This window comes from Pseudomonas sp. 3B-A001-10F (genome assembly GCF_056313565.1).
Window position 1 is genome coordinate 76,173 of sequence record NZ_JBQYFW010000023.1, and the last position, 19,140, is coordinate 95,312.

Genomic DNA, 19,140 nt, shown 5'->3' on the forward strand with positions numbered 1-19,140 from the left:
AGAGGGCTGGGGTGAGGGGGATCGTTCTGAAGCACGCCACAAAGTCCGGACCAAAAAAAGCCCCTGAAATCTCAGGGGCTCTTCTGTCAGTGCGGCTGATAAACCGTGAGCATCTGCCCCGGCTTCAGTGCTTTACCCGCACCCGGATTCCAGCGCTTGAGATGCTGCATCTCAACGTTGAAGCGCTTGGCCACGACGTACAGCGTGTCGCCGCGTTTGACCTTGTACTGGGTTTGCTGCGCGCTGTCGTCCTTGCCTTTGCTCTTGCTGTTGGCCGCAATCACCGTGTTGACCCGGCCGGATTTGCGTGCCGGCGCGCGCTTGGTGGTGTCTTGCATCACCAGGGTCTGACCAACCTTGAGGTTCTTGCCGGTCAGCTTGTTCCAGCGCTGCAGGTCTTTGACTTCGACCTTGTTGGCCTTGGCGATGGAACCGAGGTTGTCGCCACGCTTCACCCGATAGGCACGCTTGAGCTGCGCCACTTCCGACGGATCGGCACCCTCGAACACCGGTTTCAGCGAACGCGGGCTGATCAACTCTTCCGGACGCATGGTCTGCAAACTGGCGGTCAGCAATTGCGCCTTCGACGTCGGCACCAGCAAATGCTGAGGGCCGTCGATGGTGGTGCGTTGCTTGAAGGCCGGGTTGAGCTGAAACAGTTCGTCTTCGTCGATGTTGGCCACCGCAGCGACCTTGGACAGGTCCATGCGCTGGTTGATTTCGACGACCTGGAAGTACGGTTCGTTGGCGATCGGGTTGAGGTTCACGCCGTAGGCTTCCGGCGCCAGCACCACTTGCGACAGCGCCAGCAGCTTCGGCACGTAGGCCTGGGTTTCCGCCGGCAACGGCAGGTTCCAGTAGTCGGTGGGCAGGCCGAGCTTTTCGTTACGTTCGATGGCGCGGCTGACCGTGCCTTCGCCGGCGTTGTACGCCGCCAGTGCCAGTAGCCAGTCGCCGTTGAACATGTCGTGCAGACGGGTCAGGTAATCCATCGCAGCGGTGGTCGAGGCAGTGATGTCGCGACGACCATCATAGAAGCGCGTCTGACGCAGGTTGAAGTAACGCCCGGTGGACGGAATGAATTGCCACAACCCGACTGCATCGGCCCGGGAATAGGCCATCGGGTTGTAGGCGCTTTCAATCACTGGCAGCAGGGCCAGTTCCAGCGGCATGTTGCGTTCTTCGAGGCGTTCGACGATGTAGTGAATATAGAGACTGCCGCGTTCGCCGGCGTTCTCGAGGAAGGAGGGGTTGCTGGCGAACCACAGGCGCTGTTGCTCGATGCGCGGGTTGACGCCGAGACCTTCCTGCAGCTGAAAGCCCTGGCGCATGCGTTCCCAGATGTCCTGGGGAACCTGTGGGCTGGGCTTTTCGGACAGCCAGATCGGCTTCTGCTTGGCTCGCGCAGCAATGTTCGGCGTATGGGTCGCTTCAGTCTGCGGAGCATGGCTGGAACAGCCCGCCAGCGTGGCGGACACAGCCACCGCGATAGCTTGCGCCAGGCGGGTCAATGCGTCTGAATTGACGGACTTACGTATGGATGACGACATTGGCTGGAAGTAAGTTCCGGGCAAAAATGTCGGGCGATTCTAGAAAGCGCACCCCCTGCGGTCAACCATTCAGAATTTTTGTACCAAGTAGTGGGGGGCTTAGAACTTATCTTTCCAAGCCCGCAGAGCCGCAAATACCTCACTCGGCGCCCGGTTTTGAGCGCCTGCCCGTTCGTCCACTTTTTGTGTAACTAATGTTTCAGAGGTACGCAAGAACGGATTTGTGAGCTTTTCCAGTGCCAGGGTCGAAGGTAGGGTCATGACGCCGTTTTGCCGCTGCTGAGTGACTTTTTCCAGACGGGCGGCGATGTCCGGATTGCCCGGCTCGACGGCGGCGGCAAACTTCAGATTGCTCAGGGTGTATTCATGGGTGCAGTAGACCAGGGTATCTTCCGGTAGAGCAGCGAGGCGGCTGAGCGAGTGGTGCATTTGCTCCGGCGTGCCCTCGAACAGGCGACCGCAACCGGCGGCGAACAGGGTGTCGCCGCAAAACAGCAGGCCGTGGTGGTAATAGGCAATGTGCCCCAAGGTGTGACCGGGCACCGCATAGACGTCGAAGTCCCAGCCGAGCACGCTGACCGTGTCGTTGTCCTCGAGCGCCACGTCGCGCCCCGGGATGCTTTCGCTGGCCGGGCCGTAGACTTTTGCGCCGCTCAGCGCTTTCAGGCGTTCGACGCCGCCGACGTGATCATGATGGTGGTGGGTGATCAGGATATCGCTCAACACCCAGCCCGGATGCGCTGCAAGCCACGCCTGAACCGGCGCGGCATCGCCCGGGTCGACCACGGCGCAGCGCTGGGTGCGGTGATCCTGTAACAACCAGATGTAGTTGTCGGTGAACGCGGGCAGGGCACTGATCTGTATCATCGTCGGAATTCGCCAAGCGGAAAACATTGGCGCATCTTAGTAGTTCCTGGCGCTTTGGAGAATGCGATGAGTGATAAAGCGTTCGCACAGGCTGATCCTGACTGGCTGGCCCTGATCGGTGCAGCCCGTGAATGGCTGTCCGGCCCGCTCGGGCAATTTCTGCTCGATGAAGAGCGGCGCATGCTCGAAGACGAGTTGGGCCGTTTCTTTGGCGGTTATCTGGTGCACTACGGGCCATCGGCCGAAACCCCGCCGTCGGCACCGCAAGTGCAGCGCAATGTGCGCCTCGGTGCGCCGTTGCCCGGGGTCGAGATCGTCTGCGAGGAGCAGGCCTGGCCGCTGAGCGAGCATGCCGCCGATGTGGTGGTGATGCAGCACGGTCTGGATTTCTGCCTGTCGCCCCACGGTTTGCTGCGTGAAGCAGCGAGCAGCGTGCGTCCCGGTGGGCATTTGCTGATCATCGGCATCAACCCCTGGAGCACCTGGGGCCTGCGCCATGTGTTCGCCCACGACGCCTTGCGCCAGGCGCGCTGCATCTCGCCGTCGCGGGTCGCCGACTGGCTCAATCTGCTGGGCTTCGCGCTGGAGAAACGCCGCTTCGGGTGCTATCGTCCGCCGCTCGCGTCACCCAAGTGGCAGGCCCGTCTGGCCGGCTGGGAACGCAAGGCCGGTGACTGGCAATTGTCGGGTGGCGGCTTCTATTTACTGGTCGCGCGCAAGATTGTGGTCGGACTGCGACCGTTGCGTCAGGAACGGCGCGAGCCGATGGGCAAGCTGATTCCGCTGCCGATGGCCAAGGTCAACCGCCGCCGCATCGAACCGTAAAACTTTCTTTTATTTGTGGCCGGGTGTGTCCCGGCCTCGGTCATTGTCGATCCGTGATCGGCAGGACAGGCATTTTTCTGGATAGATTGGCATGAGCGAAAGCGTTGAAAGCGTCGACACCGTAGAGCTGTTCACTGACGGCGCCTGCAAAGGCAACCCCGGCCCCGGCGGCTGGGGCGCCTTGCTGGTGTGCAAGGGCGTCGAGAAGGAACTGTGGGGCGGCGAAGCCAACACCACCAACAACCGCATGGAACTGCTCGGCGCGATTCGGGGCCTCGAAGCCTTGAAGCGTCCGTGTGAAGTGCTGTTGGTGACCGACTCGCAATATGTGATGAAGGGCATCAACGAGTGGATGGCCAACTGGAAAAAACGTGGCTGGAAAACCGCCGCGAAAGAGCCGGTGAAGAATGCTGATCTGTGGAAAGAGCTGGATGAACAGGTCAACCGCCACAAGGTCACCTGGAAATGGGTGCGTGGGCATATTGGCCATCACGGTAACGAGCGGGCCGACCAGTTGGCTAACCGTGGCGTTGACGAAGTGCGCGGCTACAAGCAAAGCTGATTTCGCTTCTGAGCCGTGGTGCGGCCATTCGCGAGCCACGGTCTGACTGAAACACCCCGCCGAGCGTGTTAACATCCGCGTTTTTTGCAAGATCTACCCGTTGAGAGCTGAACACTGATGGCCACCAGATCCGTTGTACTCGATACCGAAACCACCGGCATGCCGGTGACCGATGGTCACCGGATCATTGAAATCGGTTGTGTCGAACTGATCGGGCGGCGCCTGACGGGCCGGCATTTTCACGTTTACCTGCAACCGGATCGCGAGAGTGATGAAGGCGCCATCGGCGTCCACGGCATCACCAACGAATTCCTCGTCGGCAAGCCGCGCTTTGCCGAAGTGGCCGATGAGTTCTTCGAGTTCATCAAAGGCGCGCAGCTGATCATCCACAACGCGGCGTTCGACGTTGGCTTCATCAACAACGAATTCGCCCTGATGGGTCAGCACGATCGCGCTGACATTACCCAGCACTGCTCAATCCTCGACACCCTGATGATGGCTCGGGAACGTCACCCGGGGCAGCGCAACAGCCTCGATGCGTTGTGCAAACGTTATGGCGTCGACAACTCCGGCCGTGAACTGCACGGCGCCTTGCTCGACTCGGAGATTCTCGCCGACGTCTACCTGACCATGACCGGTGGCCAGACCAGCCTGTCGCTGGCCGGCAACGCTTCAGACGGCAATGGCACGGGCGAGGGCGCGGACAACTCGGCGACCGAAATTCGGCGCTTGCCGGCTGATCGTCAGCCTGCGCGGATCATTCGTGCGACGGAAGAAGAACTGGCGGCGCATCTGGTGCGGCTGGAAATTATTGCCAAGTCTGCGGGTGGCCCGGCGATGTGGACGCAGATCGCGGAAGCTGACGCTCAGGCTTGAAGATCAACGGATCGGACGATCTTTGCTTTTGGCGGCATGAAGCCAACTGGCCACCCTCGCCACATTCGCTGCAACCCTCTACCCTTGAGTGCATTGGCCGATTCAATTCGGCCGCCTCAGGACACTGAGCCTCATGTACAAAGATTTGAAGTTTCCGGTGTTGATCGTTCATCGCGACATCAAGGCCGACACGGTCGCCGGTGACCGTATCCGTGGCATCGCCCAAGAGTTGGAGCAGGAAGGTTTCAGTATCGTGTCGGCCACCGACTACGCCGAAGGGCGGTTGGTCGCGTCGACCCATCATGGTCTGGCGTGCATGCTGATTGCCGCCGAGGACGCCAGTACGAACTCGCATCTTTTACAGAACATGGCCGAATTGATCGGGCTGGCGCGGGTGCGTGCACCGGATCTGCCGATCTTTGCCCTGGGCGAGCAAGTCACCCTGGAAAATGCGCCGGCCGATGCCATGGCCGAGCTCAATCAACTGCGCGGCATTCTCTATCTGTTCGAAGACACCGTACCGTTCCTCGCCCGGCAAGTGGCCCGCGCGGCGCGCAAGTACCTCGATGGCTTGTTGCCGCCGTTTTTCAAGGCGCTGGTGCAGCACACCGCCGACTCCAATTATTCCTGGCACACCCCCGGCCATGGCGGAGGTGTGGCGTATCACAAGAGTCCGGTCGGACAGGCGTTTCACCAGTTCTTCGGTGAAAACACGCTGCGTTCGGACCTGTCGGTGTCGGTGCCAGAGCTTGGTTCGCTGCTTGATCACACCGGGCCGCTCGCTGAAGCCGAAGCGCGTGCAGCGCGCAATTTCGGCGCCGATCACACCTTTTTCGTGATCAATGGCACCTCGACCGCCAACAAGATTGTCTGGCATTCGATGGTCGCGCGCGACGATCTGGTGCTGGTTGACCGCAATTGCCACAAGTCGGTGTTGCACGCGATCATCATGACCGGGGCGATCCCGCTGTACCTGTGCCCTGAGCGTAATGAGCTGGGGATCATCGGCCCGATCCCGCTGAGCGAATTCAGCCGCGAGTCGATTCAGGCCAAGATTGACGCCAGCCCGCTGACCAAGGGCCGTGCGCCGAAAGTCAAGCTCGCCGTGGTCACCAATTCGACTTACGACGGCCTCTGTTACAACGCCGAGCTGATCAAGCAAAGTCTCGGCAACAGCGTCGAGGTGCTGCATTTCGACGAGGCCTGGTACGCCTATGCGGCGTTTCACGAATTCTTCGCCGGGCGCTACGGCATGGCCACCTCGCGCAGCGAAGGCAGCCCGCTGGTATTCACCACGCATTCCACGCACAAGCTGCTCGCTGCCTTCAGTCAGGCCTCGATGATTCATGTGCAGGACGGCGGTGCGCGGCAACTGGACCGTGACCGTTTCAATGAAGCGTTCATGATGCACATCTCGACTTCACCGCAGTACAGCATCATCGCCTCGCTCGACGTTGCCTCGGCAATGATGGAAGGCCCGGCCGGGCGTTCGCTGTTGCAGGAAACCTTTGACGAAGCGCTGAGCTTCCGTCGCGCGCTGGCCAATCTGCGGCAGCACATCGCCGCTGATGACTGGTGGTTTTCGATCTGGCAGCCGCCGGGTGTCGAGGGCATCGACCGCGTGCAGACTGAAGACTGGTTATTGCAGCCGGATGCCGAGTGGCATGGTTTTGGGGAGGTCAGCGACGATTACGTGTTGCTCGATCCGATCAAAGTCACGCTGGTCATGCCGGGATTGAACGCCGGCGGCGCGCTGAGCGAGAAGGGCATCCCGGCGGCGGTGGTCAGTAAATTCCTCTGGGAGCGGGGGCTGGTGGTGGAGAAGACCGGTCTGTATTCATTTCTGGTGCTGTTCTCCATGGGCATTACCAAAGGCAAATGGAGCACGCTGCTCACCGAGTTGCTGGAATTCAAACGCAGCTACGACGCCAATGTGCGCCTCGACACCTGCCTGCCGTGTGTTGCCCAGCAAGACACCGTGCGTTATCGCGGCATGGGCCTGCGGGATTTGTGTGATCAACTGCACGCCTGTTACCGCAGCAATGCCACGGCCAAACACCTCAAACGCATGTACACCGTGTTGCCGGAAATTGCCATGAAGCCGGCGCACGCCTACGATCATCTGGTGCGCGGCGAAGTCGAGGCTGTGCCGATCGATGATCTGGAAGGACGCATCGCCGCGGTGATGCTGGTGCCGTATCCGCCGGGGATTCCGCTGATCATGCCCGGCGAACGCTTTACCGAGTCGACACGCTCGATCATCGATTACTTGAAATTTGCTCGCACGTTCGATAGCAGCTTCCCCGGTTTTGTCGCGGATGTGCATGGATTGCAGCACGAAGATGAAGGCAATGGGCGGCAATACACCGTCGATTGCGTCAAGGAATGAGGACTTTTCCCAGTATGCAACCGGTCATGAATCCGAAATACCCAGGGCTGTCGGTGCGCGTCGCCGATGAAGGCTTTGCGCCGTATATCTGGGGCAGCGATTTCAGTTTCGAGGTCGCCGCCTATGGCGCTGCCGTGATCGGCCAGCCTGTCGAGCAATGGCGGGTGACGCCGATCGTCCCCTATCGCAAGTGCTACGGCATCGATCCGGAAGAGTTCAGCGCCTTTCATAACGCGCCGGACAGCGCGATTTTCATGGCATATCTGGATGATCAGCCGGTCGGCCATCTGGTGATCAGTACCAACTGGAACGGCTTCGCCCATATCGATGAGCTGGCGGTGCATGCGCCGGCGCGGCGCCATGGCGTGGCCAAGGCGTTGCTCGATGTCGCGCAGTTCTGGAGTCGCAAGAAAAAACTGCCGGGGATCATGCTCGAAACCCAGAACAACAACCTCGGCGCTTGTCGGTTGTATGAGCGTTGCGGCTACGTGATTGGCGGCGTGGACCAGTTGCGCTATCGCGGCATTGATCCGAACACCGCCGAAGTGGCGCTGTTCTGGTATCGATTGTTCGATAACCCGCTGGAAAACCCGCTCAGCTCGCCAGCATCGCCTCGGCTTGTTCCGTGATGATCGCCAGTAACGTCTGAATCGCCGATGCCGGCGCGGTGTGCTTGAACGTCAGGGCATAGAGGCTGATCGGCACGGCCGGCGACAGTGGGCAGACATCCAGCCCTGCCGGACGCGCGCCCAGTGCGGTGAACGGATCGACGATGGCCAGGCCTTCGCCGGCCTCGACCATGCTGCGCATCATCTGATGGGTTTGTACGCGGGTCTGGATGCTCGGTGCCGGGCGCAACGCCTGGAGTTTGTTTTCCAGCGCCGGGCTCAGCGGGTCCTGGCCTTCGAGGCCGACCATGGCCTGGCCAGCGAGATCCTGCAGGGAAATGTATTTCTGTTTCGGTTGCAGCCAGCCATGGGGGGCGAGCAGTTGCAGCTTGCCCTGGGCCAATGGCCGGCAATCAATGTCGGGGTGTTCGGGATCGTGCAGGCTCAAGCCGAGATCGCTTTCACGTAACAACAGGCTGCGGACGATATCGCGGGTTGGCGCGCTGAGCAGGCTGCACGGTGCATCGGGCAGGCGTCGGCGCAGGGCGGCAAGGCTTTGTGGCAGTAATTGTTGCGCCAGCGGCGGGGTGCCGATGATGCGCAAGGGTGGGGCGAGGTATTGCTTGAGGCTGCTGGCCAGACGCTGCACCGGCTCCAGCGCTTCATAAACGTGGGCGATTTCGACCTGCAATGCCCGCGCCTCGGGCGTCGATTGCAGGCGCCCGCGCACGCTGGCAAACAGCATGAACCCCAACTGACTCTCGGCTTCGCGCAAACGCTCTTCGACCTCGGCCACCGGCAACTGCAACCATTCGGCGGCGGTGCCCAGGTGACCGGTCTGCAAGAGCGCCTGAATCACTTCGATATGACGTAAACGCATGCGTGAAGTCCATGTTCAGCAGGTGGGGTCAGTGGCTGAATCCTACCCCAACTCTGCGCATATGACTTCTGCTCATAACGGCCAGTTATGAAGCGACGGTGGTCTCAGGCTCTCGGGTCAGGGTGATGCCTGACTGAACCAGGAGAAACTCATTGTCGTTGACCTTGTTGACGCGATCGCCAATGGCCAGTTTGTAAATCGGCTCCGAGCCAGTGGAACCGTCTGCCGACGGGTTGGATTCCTGGAACTCATGCACGGAATAAACGCGGCCTTCCGCATCTCTTGCATGGAACTGACCGACCAGTACTGCTGCCATCTGCTTAGAACCTCTGGAGATAAAACGCTTGATTTGCGGCTTGGTAGACCGCCATCAAGGCCTGTAAGTTTTCCTACAGGAAAAAAATAATCAGCGCGCGGGAATTTCCCATTGTGTGCTGGTGGAATCGTCACCGGATCATCTATAACTAGTGGCTCCTCCCACGGACCATCGAGAGTTCTTCCATGAGCAATGTCTACAACGTCGCTGTAGTGGTCGGTAGCCTGCGCAAAGCTTCGATCAATCGCAAAGTCGCCCTGGCACTGGCGGAGCTGGCCCCGGCGAACCTCAAGCTTGAGATTGTCGAAATTGGCGATCTGCCACTGTATAACGAAGACATCGACGGCGATTCTCCGCCGGCAGCCTACAGCACTTTCAGGCAAAAAGTGGGTTCTTCCGACGCGGTGCTGTTTGTCACGCCCGAGTACAACCGTTCGGTGCCGGCGCCACTGAAGAATGCCATCGATGTTGGCTCGCGGCCTTATGGCAAGGCTGTCTGGAGTGGCAAACCGGGGGCGGTGATCAGTGTATCGCCGGGTGCGATCGGTGGTTTCGGGGCGAATCAGCATCTGCGCCAGTCGTTCGTATTCCTCAATGTGCCGTGCATGCAGCAACCGGAAGCGTATCTGGGCGGCGCGGGTTCGGCGTTTGATGAGGCGGGCAAGTTGAGCGAGTCGGTGAAACCTTTTCTGCAAAGCTTTATCAATGCTTACGGACAATTCGTAGAGCAACACAAAAAATAAGCTCACCGAAATCCCTGGCACAACAGACATCCTGTGGGAGCGAGCTTGCTCGCGAAGAGGCCATCAGCCACACATCATGGGTGACTGACAGTCCGTCTTCGCGAGCAAGCTCGCTCCCACAGGTTTTAGTGTTTAGCTCTTCTACTTAATTTAAGGCTGTTGCGGATGCTCGCTGCGTCACTGATTTTCCTGCTGACCATTACCCTTGTCATCTGGCAACCCAAAGGCCTCGGCGTCGGCTGGAGTGCAACCCTTGGCGCGGTGCTGGCGCTGATCTTCGGCGTCGTTCACCTCAGCGACATTCCGCTGGTGTGGCAGATCATCTGGAACGCCACCGGCACCTTTGTCGCGCTGATCATCATCAGCCTGCTGCTCGACGAAGCCGGGTTCTTCAACTGGGCCGCGTTGCACGTGGCGCGTTGGGGGCGGGGCAGTGGGCGCAAGCTGTTTGCCTTTATGGTGCTGCTTGGCGCATTGGTGTCGGCGTTGTTTGCCAATGACGGTGCAGCGCTGATCCTCACGCCGATCGTGATTTCGATGTTGCTGGCGCTACGGTTTTCCCCGGCGGCGACGTTGGCGTTCGTCATGGGCGCGGGTTTTATTGCCGACACGGCGAGCCTGCCGCTGGTGGTATCGAACCTGGTCAACATTGTTTCGGCAGACTTCTTCCACATCGGCTTCAACCGCTACGCAGCGGTGATGGTGCCGGTCAACTTCGTCAGCGTGGCGGCGACGCTGGGCATGCTGCTGTGGTTTTTCCGCCGCGATATTCCCTCGGCGTACGACCCTGAGCAACTCGAACATCCTGAAACCGCGATCCACGATAAAGCCACGTTCTACGCCGGTTGGGCGGTGTTGGTGATTCTGCTGATCGGCTGCTTTGCGCTGGAGCCGCTGGGCATTCCGATCAGTGCGATATCTGCCGTGTGCGCCGCGCTGTTGCTGGGCATCGCCGCCCGCGGCCACAAGATTTCCACGCGCAAGGTGATGAAAGAGGCACCGTGGCAGATCGTGATTTTCTCGTTGGGCATGTATCTGGTCGTGTATGGCCTGCGCAATGCCGGGCTGACCGGGTATCTGGCCGGTTGGCTGGATGTCTTTGCCGGTCATGGCGTTTGGGGCGCGGCAATGGGCACGGGTGTGCTGACCGCGTTGCTGTCATCGATCATGAACAATTTGCCGACGGTGTTGATTGGTTTGTTGTCGATTGATGCCAGTCAGGCCAGCGGAGTGGTCAAGGAAGCGATGATCTATGCCAACGTGATTGGCAGTGACCTGGGGCCGAAGATCACGCCGATTGGCAGCCTGGCCACGTTGTTGTGGCTGCATGTGCTGGAGCGCAAGGGGATTCATATTGGCTGGGGCTATTACTTCCGGGTCGGGATTGTGTTGACGGTGCCGGTGTTGTTGGTGACGTTGGCGGCTTTGGCTTTGCGGCTTTCACTTTAGACCGAGGTGACCCCATCGCGAGCAGGCTCACTCCTACAGGGGAATGCATTCCAAATGTGGGAGCGAGCTTGCTCGCGAAGGCGTCATATCAAACACCAACAAACTCAGGCCTGGCCCGGGACATTCGGCCAAAGATCCGACACCAGAAACAACCGCTCAGCCTCTTCCCATTCCCCCTGCGCGTTCTCGGTCAGGCGCACCATCAACTGCGCCGGGGCCAGCGGCTCAAGATCCTCCAGCCACATGCGTAAATGCTCCATGGTCCATGTCTGGTCCGCCGGATAATGCGCCGGTGCCAGCCAGGCGTGGCGGGGCAGGGGTTGCCAGCGTCCTGCCGGACGTTGAGCGACGAATGCTGGCCAATCCTTCTGATGCAACCAACTGCCGCGCAAATGCTGCGGGTGCGCACCGCTCGGTGATTCAGCCGGCCCGGGCCACGGATACAACAGATAACCACCGAGCCACAGCTGCGCGCTGAACACCTCGATATCCAGCGCCGCCAGCACTTCGCGACTTTCCGGGCGCGCCGAGATCGGCAATTGATGTTCGGCCAGATGCGCCAGTTTGCGATCCAGCCGATCATGACAACCCGGGCCTAGCCACTGCGCGGGATCACGACCGTCGCCATTTTGCGGGCCGAGATAAAGCTTGATCGCCAGTTCCAGGTGATGCACGCCGTCGCGGTCACGCAACAGCATGTCCAGCTCGCCGAGGGTGTGGCCCTCGCGGCGGATCGGCAGGTTGGCGGCGATCAGCTCAATGCCCGGCGCATGCTCCACGGCAAACTGCCACAGCCGTTCGTAATACAGGCCCAGACGCCGCGTGCGCGCCTGCGACAGCCAATGCAACAAGCCATAACTGTCGCGGTCGAGCTGGCGCAACCAGTGCTCCAGCCGCTGCGGGTCATGCACCCAATCGCTACCCGCCAGCGGATGACGCTGCGGCCATGGCGTGGTGGCGAGCATCGGCGGGGCGAGGATCACCCACGCCAGATCCCGCACTTCCGGGTGGCGTAATTGGTGGGGCAACTGAAGCAAATCGGGAAACAGGATCATCTTGCGAGCATAGCCTGAAACATGAGCGCACCCTTGAGGCTGAAAGGATTTTGTCTAACCGGCGCTTTCGCCCATAATCGTGCTTTTCGCGTTTTCGATTGTCCGCAGAGGTCCCATGGAGCAATTTCGTAATATCGGCATCATCGGTCGCCTGGGCAGTTCCCAGGTGCTGGATACCGTCCGCCGACTGAAACGGTTTCTGCTCGATCGTCACCTGCATGTGATCCTCGAAGACACCATCGCCGAAGTCCTGCCGGGCCACGGTTTGCAAACCTCGTCGCGCAAAATGCTCGGCGAAGTCTGCGACATGGTCATCGTCGTCGGCGGTGACGGCAGCCTGCTCGGTGCCGCGCGGGCGCTGGCCAAACACAATATTCCGGTGCTGGGGATCAACCGTGGCAGCCTCGGCTTCCTCACCGACATTCGTCCGGACGAGCTGGAAGTCGAAGTCGCCAAGGTGCTCGACGGCCACTATCTGGTGGAAAACCGCTTCCTGCTGCAAGCCGAAGTGCGCCGCCACGCCGAGGCCATTGGTCAGGGCGACGCGCTCAACGATGTGGTGCTGCACCCCGGCAAATCAACGCGGATGATCGAGTTCGAGCTGTACATCGACGGTCAGTTCGTCTGCAGCCAGAAGGCCGACGGCCTGATCGTCGCGACGCCGACCGGTTCCACCGCGTATGCGCTGTCTGCCGGCGGGCCGATCATGCATCCCAAGCTCGATGCCATTGTGATTGTGCCGATGTACCCCCATATGTTGTCGAGCAGGCCAATTGTGGTCGATGGCAACAGTGAGCTGAAAATCGTCGTGTCGAAAAACATGCAGATTTACCCGCAAGTCTCCTGCGATGGGCAGAACCACTTCACCTGCGCGCCGGGCGACACCATCACCGTCAGCAAGAAAGCACAGAAGCTGCGGCTGATTCATCCGCTCGACCACAACTACTACGAAGTCTGCCGCACCAAGCTCGGCTGGGGCAGCAAGTTGGGTGGTGGAGGCGACTGATGCTCGATCCCGCGCGCAGTTATGACCTGATTGGTGACGTGCACGGATGCGCCCTGACCCTTGAACACTTGCTGGACCGTCTCGGTTATCACAAGCAGGGCGGGGTCTGGCGGCATCCATCGCGCATGGCCGTGTTCGTCGGCGACATCATCGACCGTGGCCCGCGCATCCGCGAGGCGCTGCACATCGTCCACGACATGGTCGAGGCCGGTCAGGCCTTGTGCATCATGGGCAACCACGAATTCAACGCATTGGGCTGGAGCACGCCGGCGCCGCCAGGCAGCGGCAAGCAGTTCGTTCGCGAACACACGCCGCGCCACGCGCGTCTGCTGCACGAAACCCTGACCCAGTTCGAAGACCACCCCGGTGACTGGCACGATTTCCAACGCTGGTTCTATGAGTTGCCGCTGTTTGTCGACGCCGGACGATTCCGCGTCGTGCATGCCTGTTGGGATGCCGGCCTGATCGAGCCGTTGCGCGCGCTGTTCCCCAATGGCTGCATCGATGAACACTTCCTCCAGGCCTCGGCAGTGCCGGACAGCTTCGCCTGCACCGTGTTCGACCGTCTGTTGCGCGGCACCGACATGCGCCTGCCTGATGGTCTGACCATGACCAGCGGCGATGGTCTGGTGCGCTCGTTCTTCCGCACCAAGTTCTGGGAAGACGATCCGAAGACATACGGCGATATCGTATTCCAGCCTGATGCACTGCCAGATCCGGTGGCGCAGAAGCCGCTGTCCTCCAGCGAAAAAAACAACCTGCTGCGCTACGGCGTCGACGAGCCACTGCTGTTCGTCGGCCATTACTGGCGCAGCGGCAAACCAGCGCCGATCCGCCCGAACCTCGCGTGCCTGGATTACAGCGCGGTGCTTTACGGCAAACTGGTCGCCTATCGTCTGGATCAGGAAACACGTCTGGATCCGCATAAATTTGTCTGGGTCGATGTCGAGCGGCCGGAGGTGCTGCAATGAGTGCGGTAGCGGTATTGCGTCTGCCGTTGACGGTGGACCTGAGTGGTTTCGTCAAGCTGCTGCAACGCATGCAGGTCCCGCATCGGGTCAGCGAAGAGGCGGGCGAGCAGGTGTTGTGGGCGCCGGCGGAAATCAGCGAAGACGTGCGCTCCTTGTACGAACGCTTCCCGGCGGGTGATCCCGATCAGCAAATGGACATCCCCGTTACGCAGACCTTCAAGCGGCCGAGCTTCGCCGAGCAACTGAAATACGCCAAGGCCACCGGGTTCATCCTGTTGTTGTGCCTGATCGTTGGCGGATTGACGTACCTCGGCGAGAACCTGCAAACGCTGCGCTGGCTGACCTTCCTCGACTTTCAGGTGGTCGGCGAGTACATCCATTTCACGCCATTGGCCGACAGCCTGGCGGCAGGGCAGTGGTGGCGTCTGGTCACGCCGATGCTGATCCACTTCGGCATCCTCCATCTGGCCATGAACGGCATGTGGTATTGGGAGCTGGGCCGGCGTATCGAGTCGCGTCAGGGCAGTATCAACCTGATCGGCCTGACGCTGCTGTTCAGCCTGGTGTCCAACTACGCGCAATTTGCCTGGAGCGGCGCGACGTTGTTCGGCGGTCTGTCCGGCGTGCTGTACGGTTTGCTTGGACATTGCTGGATCTTCCAGCTGCTGGCGCCGAACCCGGCCTATCGCCTGCCGCGTGGCGTGCTGGTGATGATGCTGGTGTGGTTGCTGGTGTGCATGTCCGGGCTGATCTCGATGATCGGTTTCGGCGAAATCGCCAACGCCGCCCACGTCGGCGGGTTACTCATCGGATGCTTCACCGGTTTGTTGGGCGGTTTGTATAACCGCCGTAAACTGGCCGCCTGAAATTTTCAGTAGATAAAGAGCACGGAGACCCTGATGTCCTCTTTTAACGACATGATCAACAACATCACCCCGGACATCTACGAGAGCCTGAAACTGGCCGTGGAAATCGGCAAGTGGTCCGACGGTGGCAAACTCACCGCCGAACAGCGCGAGCTGTCGCTGCAGGCGATGATCGCCTGGGAAATCCAGAACCTGCCTGAAGACCAGCGCACCGGTTACATGGGCCCGCAGGAATGTGCATCGAAGTCGATCGAAGTGCCGAACATTCTGTTCAAATCGGATGCCATCCATTGATCGAGATTGGCCGCGGTGCAATCAGCAAAATGTCGGCGCGCCTGGACGGGCCGAACGTGCAATACGCGTTTCGTCTGGATGACGTCGAGGTGCCGGTCAATCCGTTGATTGGCAGCACGGTGCGTCTGGAATACCTGGGGGCGATTCACTGCACCCATTGCGGGCGCAAGACCAAAACCAGTTTCAGTCAGGGTTACTGCTACCCGTGCATGACCAAACTGGCGCAGTGCGACCTGTGCATCATGAGCCCGGAGCGCTGCCACTATGACGCCGGCACCTGCCGCGAGCCGGAGTGGGGCGAAAAATTCTGCATGACCGACCATGTGGTTTACCTGTCCAATTCGTCGGGGATCAAGGTTGGCATCACTCGTGCTACGCAACTGCCGACTCGCTGGATAGATCAGGGCGCATGTCAGGCATTGCCGATCATGCGCGTCTCGACACGGCAGCAATCGGGCTTCGTTGAAGACCTGTTCCGCAGTCAGGTCGCGGATAAAACCAACTGGCGCGCGCTGCTCAAGGGCGATGCGGCGGCGGTCGATCTGGCGCAGGTACGTGATCAGTTATTCGAAAGCTGCGCCGAAGGCCTGCAAGGTTTGCAGGAGCGATTCGGCCTACAGGCTATTCAGACGATTGCCGAGGTAGAACCGCTGGAAATCCGCTATCCGGTCGAGCAATACCCGGCCAAAATCGTCAGCTTCAACCTGGACAAGAACCCGATTGCCGAAGGCACGCTGCTGGGGATCAAGGGCCAGTACCTGATCTTCGACACCGGCGTGATCAATATTCGCAAGTACACGGCTTATCAGCTCGCCGTGCATCAATAAGGACGCCAGCATGCGCACCGAACAACCGAAGATGATTTACCTGAAGGACTATCAGGCGCCCGAGTACCTGATCGACGAAACACACCTGACCTTCGAGTTGTTCGAGGATCACAGCCTGGTCCACGCGCAGTTGGTCATGCGCCGCAATCCGGCACGTGGCCCGGGCCTGCCGCCGCTGGTGCTCGATGGCCAGCAGCTGGAGTTGCTCTCGGTAACGCTAGCGGATCAGGAACTGTCTGACGGCGACTACCAGCTCACCGAAAACCACCTGACCCTGCAGCCGACCAGCGAAAGCTTCACGGTCGACACCAGCGTGAAGATCCATCCGGAAACCAACACCGCACTGGAAGGCTTGTACAAGTCCGGCACGATGTTCTGCACCCAGTGCGAGGCCGAAGGTTTCCGCAAGATCACCTATTACCTCGACCGTCCGGACGTGATGAGCAAGTTCACCACCACCGTGGTCGCCGAACAGCACAGCTATCCGGTGCTGCTCTCCAACGGCAACCCGATTGCCAGTGGCCCGGGCGAAGACGGCCGGCACTGGGCAACCTGGGAAGACCCGTTCATGAAACCGGCGTACCTGTTTGCGTTGGTGGCCGGTGATTTGTGGTGCGTTGAAGACAGCTTCACCACCATGACCAACCGCGATGTTGCACTGCGCATTTACGTCGAGCCGGAAAACATCGACAAGTGCCAGCACGCGATGAACAGCCTGAAGAAGTCGATGCGCTGGGACGAAGAGGTTTACGGTCGCGAGTACGATCTGGACATCTTCATGATCGTCGCCGTCAACGACTTCAACATGGGCGCAATGGAGAACAAGGGCCTCAACATCTTCAACTCCAGCGCCGTACTGGCCCGCGCCGAAACCGCGACCGACGCCGCGCACCAGCGCGTTGAAGCGATCGTCGCCCACGAATATTTCCACAACTGGTCGGGCAACCGCGTGACTTGCCGCGACTGGTTCCAGCTGTCGCTGAAAGAAGGTTTCACCGTATTCCGTGACTCGGGCTTCTCTGCTGACATGAACTCGGCCACGGTCAAGCGCATTCAGGACGTGGCTTATCTGCGCACCCACCAGTTCGCCGAAGATGCCGGCCCGATGGCCCACGCTGTGCGCCCGGACAGCTTTATCGAAATCTCCAACTTCTACACCCTGACCGTGTACGAGAAGGGTTCGGAAGTGGTTGGCATGATCCACACCTTGCTCGGTGCCGAAGGCTTCCGTAAGGGCAGCGATCTGTACTTCGATCGCCATGACGGCCAAGCGGTGACCTGCGACGACTTCATCAAAGCGATGGAAGACGCCAACGGTGTCGACCTGAGCCAGTTCAAGCGCTGGTACAGCCAGGCCGGCACGCCGCGTCTGGCGGTGAGCGAGTCTTACGACGCTGCCGCAAAAACCTACAGCCTGACCTTCCGCCAGAGCTGCCCGGAAACCCCGGATAAAGTTGAAAAACTGCCGTTCGTGATTCCGGTCGAACTCGGCCTGCTCGACAGCCAAGGTAACGAAATTGCCTTGCGTCTGAGCGGCGAAGCATCGGCGCAAGGCACCACCCGCGTGATCTCGGTGACCGAAGCCGAACAGACTTTCACCTTCGTCGACATCGCCGAACAGCCGCTGCCATCGCTGCTGCGCGGCTTCTCCGCGCCGGTGAAACTGAGCTTCCCCTACAACCGCGATCAGCTGATGTTCCTGATGCAGCACGACAGCGACGGCTTCAACCGCTGGGATGCTGGTCAGCAACTGTCGGTGCAAGTCCTGCAGGAATTGATCGGCCAGCAACAGAAAGGCGAGAGCCTGAAGCTCGACCCGCGTCTGGTGTCGGCGCTGCGTACGGTGCTGTCGGATGAGTCGCTGGATCAGGCCATGGTCGCAGAAATGCTCTCGTTGCCGGGTGAGGCGTACCTCACTGAAATCAGCGAAGTGGCTGACGTCGACGCGATCCATATCGCCCGAGAGTTCGCTCGTCAGCAACTGGCGGAAGGTCTGTTCGAAGCGCTGTGGCTGCGGTATCAGGCCAACCGTGATTTGTCGAAGAAAACCCCGTACGTGGCCGAAGCCGAGCATTTCGCCCGTCGCGCGCTGCAGAATATCGCGCTGTCGTACCTGATGCTCAGCGGCAAGCCGGAAGTACTCGCGGCGGCGCTGGAACAGTTCGAAACAGCCGACAACATGACCGAGCGCCTGACCGCGCTGGCGGTGTTGGTCAATTCGCCGTTCGAAGAGCAGAAAGCGCTGGCGCTGGCCAGTTTCGCCGAGCACTTCAAGGACAACCCGCTGGTTATGGATCAGTGGTTCAGCGTGCAGGCCGGCAGCACCTTGCCGGGCGGTCTGGAACGGGTGAAAGCGTTGATGCAACACCCGGCGTTCAACATCAAGAACCCGAACAAGGTGCGTGCACTGGTCGGTGCGTTTGCCGGGCAGAACCTGATCAACTTCCACGCGGCGGACGGTTCCGGTTATCGCTTCCTCGCGGATCTGGTGATTGAGTTGAACGGCTTCAACCCGCAGATCGCTTCGCGCCAACTGGCGCCGCTGACGCGCTGGCGTAAATATGACGATGCGCGGCAGGCGCTGATGAAGGCTGAGCTGGAGCGGATTCGGGCGTCTGGGCAGTTGTCGAGTGATGTGTATGAGGTGGTGAGCAAGAGCCTGGCTTGATGGTGTGTTGGTGTCGGTGTTCCAGCGTTGGACCGGCCCTCACCCTAACCCTCTCCCAGTGGGAGAGGGGACTGACCGAGGTGAATGTTTGAGTGACACCGACCTGAAAGTCCGAAGTCGAACTCAGATTCTGAAACAGATCAAAAGCCCCTCACCCTAGCCCTCTCCCAGTGGGAGAGGGGACTGACCGAGGTGAATGTTTGAGTGACACCGACCTGAAAGTCCGGAGTCGAACTCAGATTCTGAAACAGATCAAAAGCCCTGCAGTGGTCAACTAATTCCGGACACCTCGATAGGTGGTTTTGACGCCATCGCCCGCTCGTAAGCGGTCGGTGGCAGATATCCCAGTTTCGAGTGCAACCGTTCGTTGTTGTAAAACCCAACGATG

18 protein-coding genes are annotated in these 19,140 nt (G+C 60.1%); 13 read left to right on the forward strand and 5 right to left on the reverse strand.

The annotated features are described in order from the left end of the window. Positions 1-86: 86 nt before the first annotated feature. On the reverse strand, positions 87-1,550 hold the full coding sequence (locus AC0ZWN_RS20010; RefSeq protein ID WP_093430717.1) for a transglycosylase SLT domain-containing protein: 1,464 nt from the start codon (positions 1,548-1,550) through the stop codon (positions 87-89). Positions 1,551-1,649: 99 nt separating this feature from the next. After that, positions 1,650-2,417 carry a hydroxyacylglutathione hydrolase gene (gloB, locus tag AC0ZWN_RS20015; RefSeq protein WP_093431663.1) on the reverse strand — a complete coding sequence of 256 codons (768 nt, stop codon included), beginning with the start codon at positions 2,415-2,417 and terminating at the stop codon, positions 1,650-1,652. A 66-nt stretch (positions 2,418-2,483) separates the two neighbouring features. Between gloB and AC0ZWN_RS20020 the strand changes: the two genes are divergently transcribed. The 5 genes from AC0ZWN_RS20020 to AC0ZWN_RS20040 all read left to right on the forward strand — a co-directional run bounded on the left by AC0ZWN_RS20020 (position 2,484) and on the right by AC0ZWN_RS20040 (position 7,698). Further along, positions 2,484-3,242, forward strand: a complete 759-nt coding sequence (locus tag AC0ZWN_RS20020) for a class I SAM-dependent methyltransferase (RefSeq protein ID WP_093430718.1) — start codon at positions 2,484-2,486, stop codon at positions 3,240-3,242. 91 nt (positions 3,243-3,333) lie between these two features. Then, on the forward strand, positions 3,334-3,804 hold the full coding sequence (gene rnhA, locus AC0ZWN_RS20025) for a ribonuclease HI (protein WP_007910572.1): 471 nt from the start codon (positions 3,334-3,336) through the stop codon (positions 3,802-3,804). A 117-nt stretch (positions 3,805-3,921) separates the two neighbouring features. Beyond that, positions 3,922-4,680: a DNA polymerase III subunit epsilon gene (dnaQ, locus tag AC0ZWN_RS20030; protein ID WP_093430720.1), complete on the forward strand. Its 759-nt coding sequence runs from the start codon at positions 3,922-3,924 to the stop codon at positions 4,678-4,680. Between the two features lie 133 nt (positions 4,681-4,813). Then, positions 4,814-7,069, forward strand: a complete 2,256-nt coding sequence (locus AC0ZWN_RS20035) for an Orn/Lys/Arg family decarboxylase (RefSeq protein WP_476336241.1) — start codon at positions 4,814-4,816, stop codon at positions 7,067-7,069. A 14-nt stretch (positions 7,070-7,083) separates the two neighbouring features. Further along, positions 7,084-7,698, forward strand: a complete 615-nt coding sequence (locus AC0ZWN_RS20040; RefSeq protein WP_320336603.1) for a GNAT family N-acetyltransferase — start codon at positions 7,084-7,086, stop codon at positions 7,696-7,698. On the opposite strand, the gene AC0ZWN_RS20045 is transcribed toward AC0ZWN_RS20040, so the two are convergent. Both AC0ZWN_RS20045 and AC0ZWN_RS20050 read right to left on the reverse strand, forming a co-directional pair. After that, positions 7,664-8,557 carry a LysR family transcriptional regulator gene (locus AC0ZWN_RS20045; RefSeq protein WP_427119735.1) on the reverse strand — a complete coding sequence of 298 codons (894 nt, stop codon included), beginning with the start codon at positions 8,555-8,557 and terminating at the stop codon, positions 7,664-7,666. The two genes, AC0ZWN_RS20040 and AC0ZWN_RS20045, sit on opposite strands and share 35 nt — an antisense overlap. A gap of 85 nt (positions 8,558-8,642) precedes the next feature. Continuing rightward, on the reverse strand, positions 8,643-8,873 hold the full coding sequence (locus AC0ZWN_RS20050) for a hypothetical protein (RefSeq protein ID WP_093430724.1): 231 nt from the start codon (positions 8,871-8,873) through the stop codon (positions 8,643-8,645). Positions 8,874-9,058: 185 nt separating this feature from the next. Here AC0ZWN_RS20050 and AC0ZWN_RS20055 point away from each other — a divergent pair, with 185 nt between their 5' ends. Beyond that, a complete protein-coding gene (locus tag AC0ZWN_RS20055) occupies positions 9,059-9,616 on the forward strand; it encodes an NADPH-dependent FMN reductase (protein WP_038366013.1) in 558 nt (185 codons plus the stop codon). Positions 9,617-9,781: 165 nt separating this feature from the next. Further along, on the forward strand, positions 9,782-11,065 hold the full coding sequence (locus AC0ZWN_RS20060) for an arsenic transporter (protein WP_099756505.1): 1,284 nt from the start codon (positions 9,782-9,784) through the stop codon (positions 11,063-11,065). A 104-nt stretch (positions 11,066-11,169) separates the two neighbouring features. Here the strand turns inward: AC0ZWN_RS20060 and AC0ZWN_RS20065 are convergent, their stop codons facing one another. Beyond that, on the reverse strand, positions 11,170-12,120 hold the full coding sequence (locus AC0ZWN_RS20065; protein ID WP_186624348.1) for a DUF1853 family protein: 951 nt from the start codon (positions 12,118-12,120) through the stop codon (positions 11,170-11,172). A gap of 115 nt (positions 12,121-12,235) precedes the next feature. Between AC0ZWN_RS20065 and AC0ZWN_RS20070 the strand changes: the two genes are divergently transcribed. From AC0ZWN_RS20070 to pepN, 6 genes are read left to right on the forward strand one after another with little or no spacing between them, the layout of a single operon-like run. Continuing rightward, a complete protein-coding gene (locus AC0ZWN_RS20070) occupies positions 12,236-13,126 on the forward strand; it encodes an NAD(+) kinase (protein ID WP_003224174.1) in 891 nt (296 codons plus the stop codon). After that, a complete protein-coding gene (locus AC0ZWN_RS20075; RefSeq protein WP_194933146.1) occupies positions 13,126-14,097 on the forward strand; it encodes a metallophosphoesterase in 972 nt (323 codons plus the stop codon). Before AC0ZWN_RS20070 ends, AC0ZWN_RS20075 begins: the two co-directional genes overlap by 1 nt. Continuing rightward, a complete protein-coding gene (locus AC0ZWN_RS20080; protein ID WP_476336243.1) occupies positions 14,094-14,963 on the forward strand; it encodes a rhomboid family intramembrane serine protease in 870 nt (289 codons plus the stop codon). Before AC0ZWN_RS20075 ends, AC0ZWN_RS20080 begins: the two co-directional genes overlap by 4 nt. 33 nt (positions 14,964-14,996) lie before the next feature. Continuing rightward, positions 14,997-15,257 carry a YeaC family protein gene (locus AC0ZWN_RS20085; RefSeq protein ID WP_007919229.1) on the forward strand — a complete coding sequence of 87 codons (261 nt, stop codon included), beginning with the start codon at positions 14,997-14,999 and terminating at the stop codon, positions 15,255-15,257. Continuing rightward, on the forward strand, positions 15,254-16,084 hold the full coding sequence (locus AC0ZWN_RS20090) for a DUF2797 domain-containing protein (RefSeq protein ID WP_476336244.1): 831 nt from the start codon (positions 15,254-15,256) through the stop codon (positions 16,082-16,084). Before AC0ZWN_RS20085 ends, AC0ZWN_RS20090 begins: the two co-directional genes overlap by 4 nt. Before the next feature lie 10 nt (positions 16,085-16,094). Beyond that, on the forward strand, positions 16,095-18,752 hold the full coding sequence (gene pepN / locus AC0ZWN_RS20095; protein ID WP_460100336.1) for an aminopeptidase N: 2,658 nt from the start codon (positions 16,095-16,097) through the stop codon (positions 18,750-18,752). The last annotated feature ends 388 nt before the right edge of the window (positions 18,753-19,140 follow it).

Bases quoted from the DNA above. Each gene is read 5' to 3' on its own strand.
- AC0ZWN_RS20010 (WP_093430717.1), bottom strand. From the start codon at position 1,550: ATGTCGTCATCCATACGTAAGTCCGTCAATTCAGACGCATTGACCCGC.
- gloB (WP_093431663.1), bottom strand. From the start codon at position 2,417: ATGATACAGATCAGTGCCCTGCCCGCGTTCACCGACAACTACATCTGG.
- AC0ZWN_RS20020 (WP_093430718.1), top strand. From the start codon at position 2,484: ATGAGTGATAAAGCGTTCGCACAGGCTGATCCTGACTGGCTGGCCCTG.
- rnhA (WP_007910572.1), top strand. From the start codon at position 3,334: ATGAGCGAAAGCGTTGAAAGCGTCGACACCGTAGAGCTGTTCACTGAC.
- dnaQ (WP_093430720.1), top strand. From the start codon at position 3,922: ATGGCCACCAGATCCGTTGTACTCGATACCGAAACCACCGGCATGCCG.
- AC0ZWN_RS20035 (WP_476336241.1), top strand. From the start codon at position 4,814: ATGTACAAAGATTTGAAGTTTCCGGTGTTGATCGTTCATCGCGACATC.
- AC0ZWN_RS20040 (WP_320336603.1), top strand. From the start codon at position 7,084: ATGCAACCGGTCATGAATCCGAAATACCCAGGGCTGTCGGTGCGCGTC.
- AC0ZWN_RS20045 (WP_427119735.1), bottom strand. From the start codon at position 8,557: ATGCGTTTACGTCATATCGAAGTGATTCAGGCGCTCTTGCAGACCGGT.
- AC0ZWN_RS20050 (WP_093430724.1), bottom strand. From the start codon at position 8,873: ATGGCAGCAGTACTGGTCGGTCAGTTCCATGCAAGAGATGCGGAAGGC.
- AC0ZWN_RS20055 (WP_038366013.1), top strand. From the start codon at position 9,059: ATGAGCAATGTCTACAACGTCGCTGTAGTGGTCGGTAGCCTGCGCAAA.
- AC0ZWN_RS20060 (WP_099756505.1), top strand. From the start codon at position 9,782: ATGCTCGCTGCGTCACTGATTTTCCTGCTGACCATTACCCTTGTCATC.
- AC0ZWN_RS20065 (WP_186624348.1), bottom strand. From the start codon at position 12,120: ATGATCCTGTTTCCCGATTTGCTTCAGTTGCCCCACCAATTACGCCAC.
- AC0ZWN_RS20070 (WP_003224174.1), top strand. From the start codon at position 12,236: ATGGAGCAATTTCGTAATATCGGCATCATCGGTCGCCTGGGCAGTTCC.
- AC0ZWN_RS20075 (WP_194933146.1), top strand. From the start codon at position 13,126: ATGCTCGATCCCGCGCGCAGTTATGACCTGATTGGTGACGTGCACGGA.
- AC0ZWN_RS20080 (WP_476336243.1), top strand. From the start codon at position 14,094: ATGAGTGCGGTAGCGGTATTGCGTCTGCCGTTGACGGTGGACCTGAGT.
- AC0ZWN_RS20085 (WP_007919229.1), top strand. From the start codon at position 14,997: ATGTCCTCTTTTAACGACATGATCAACAACATCACCCCGGACATCTAC.
- pepN (WP_460100336.1), top strand. From the start codon at position 16,095: ATGCGCACCGAACAACCGAAGATGATTTACCTGAAGGACTATCAGGCG.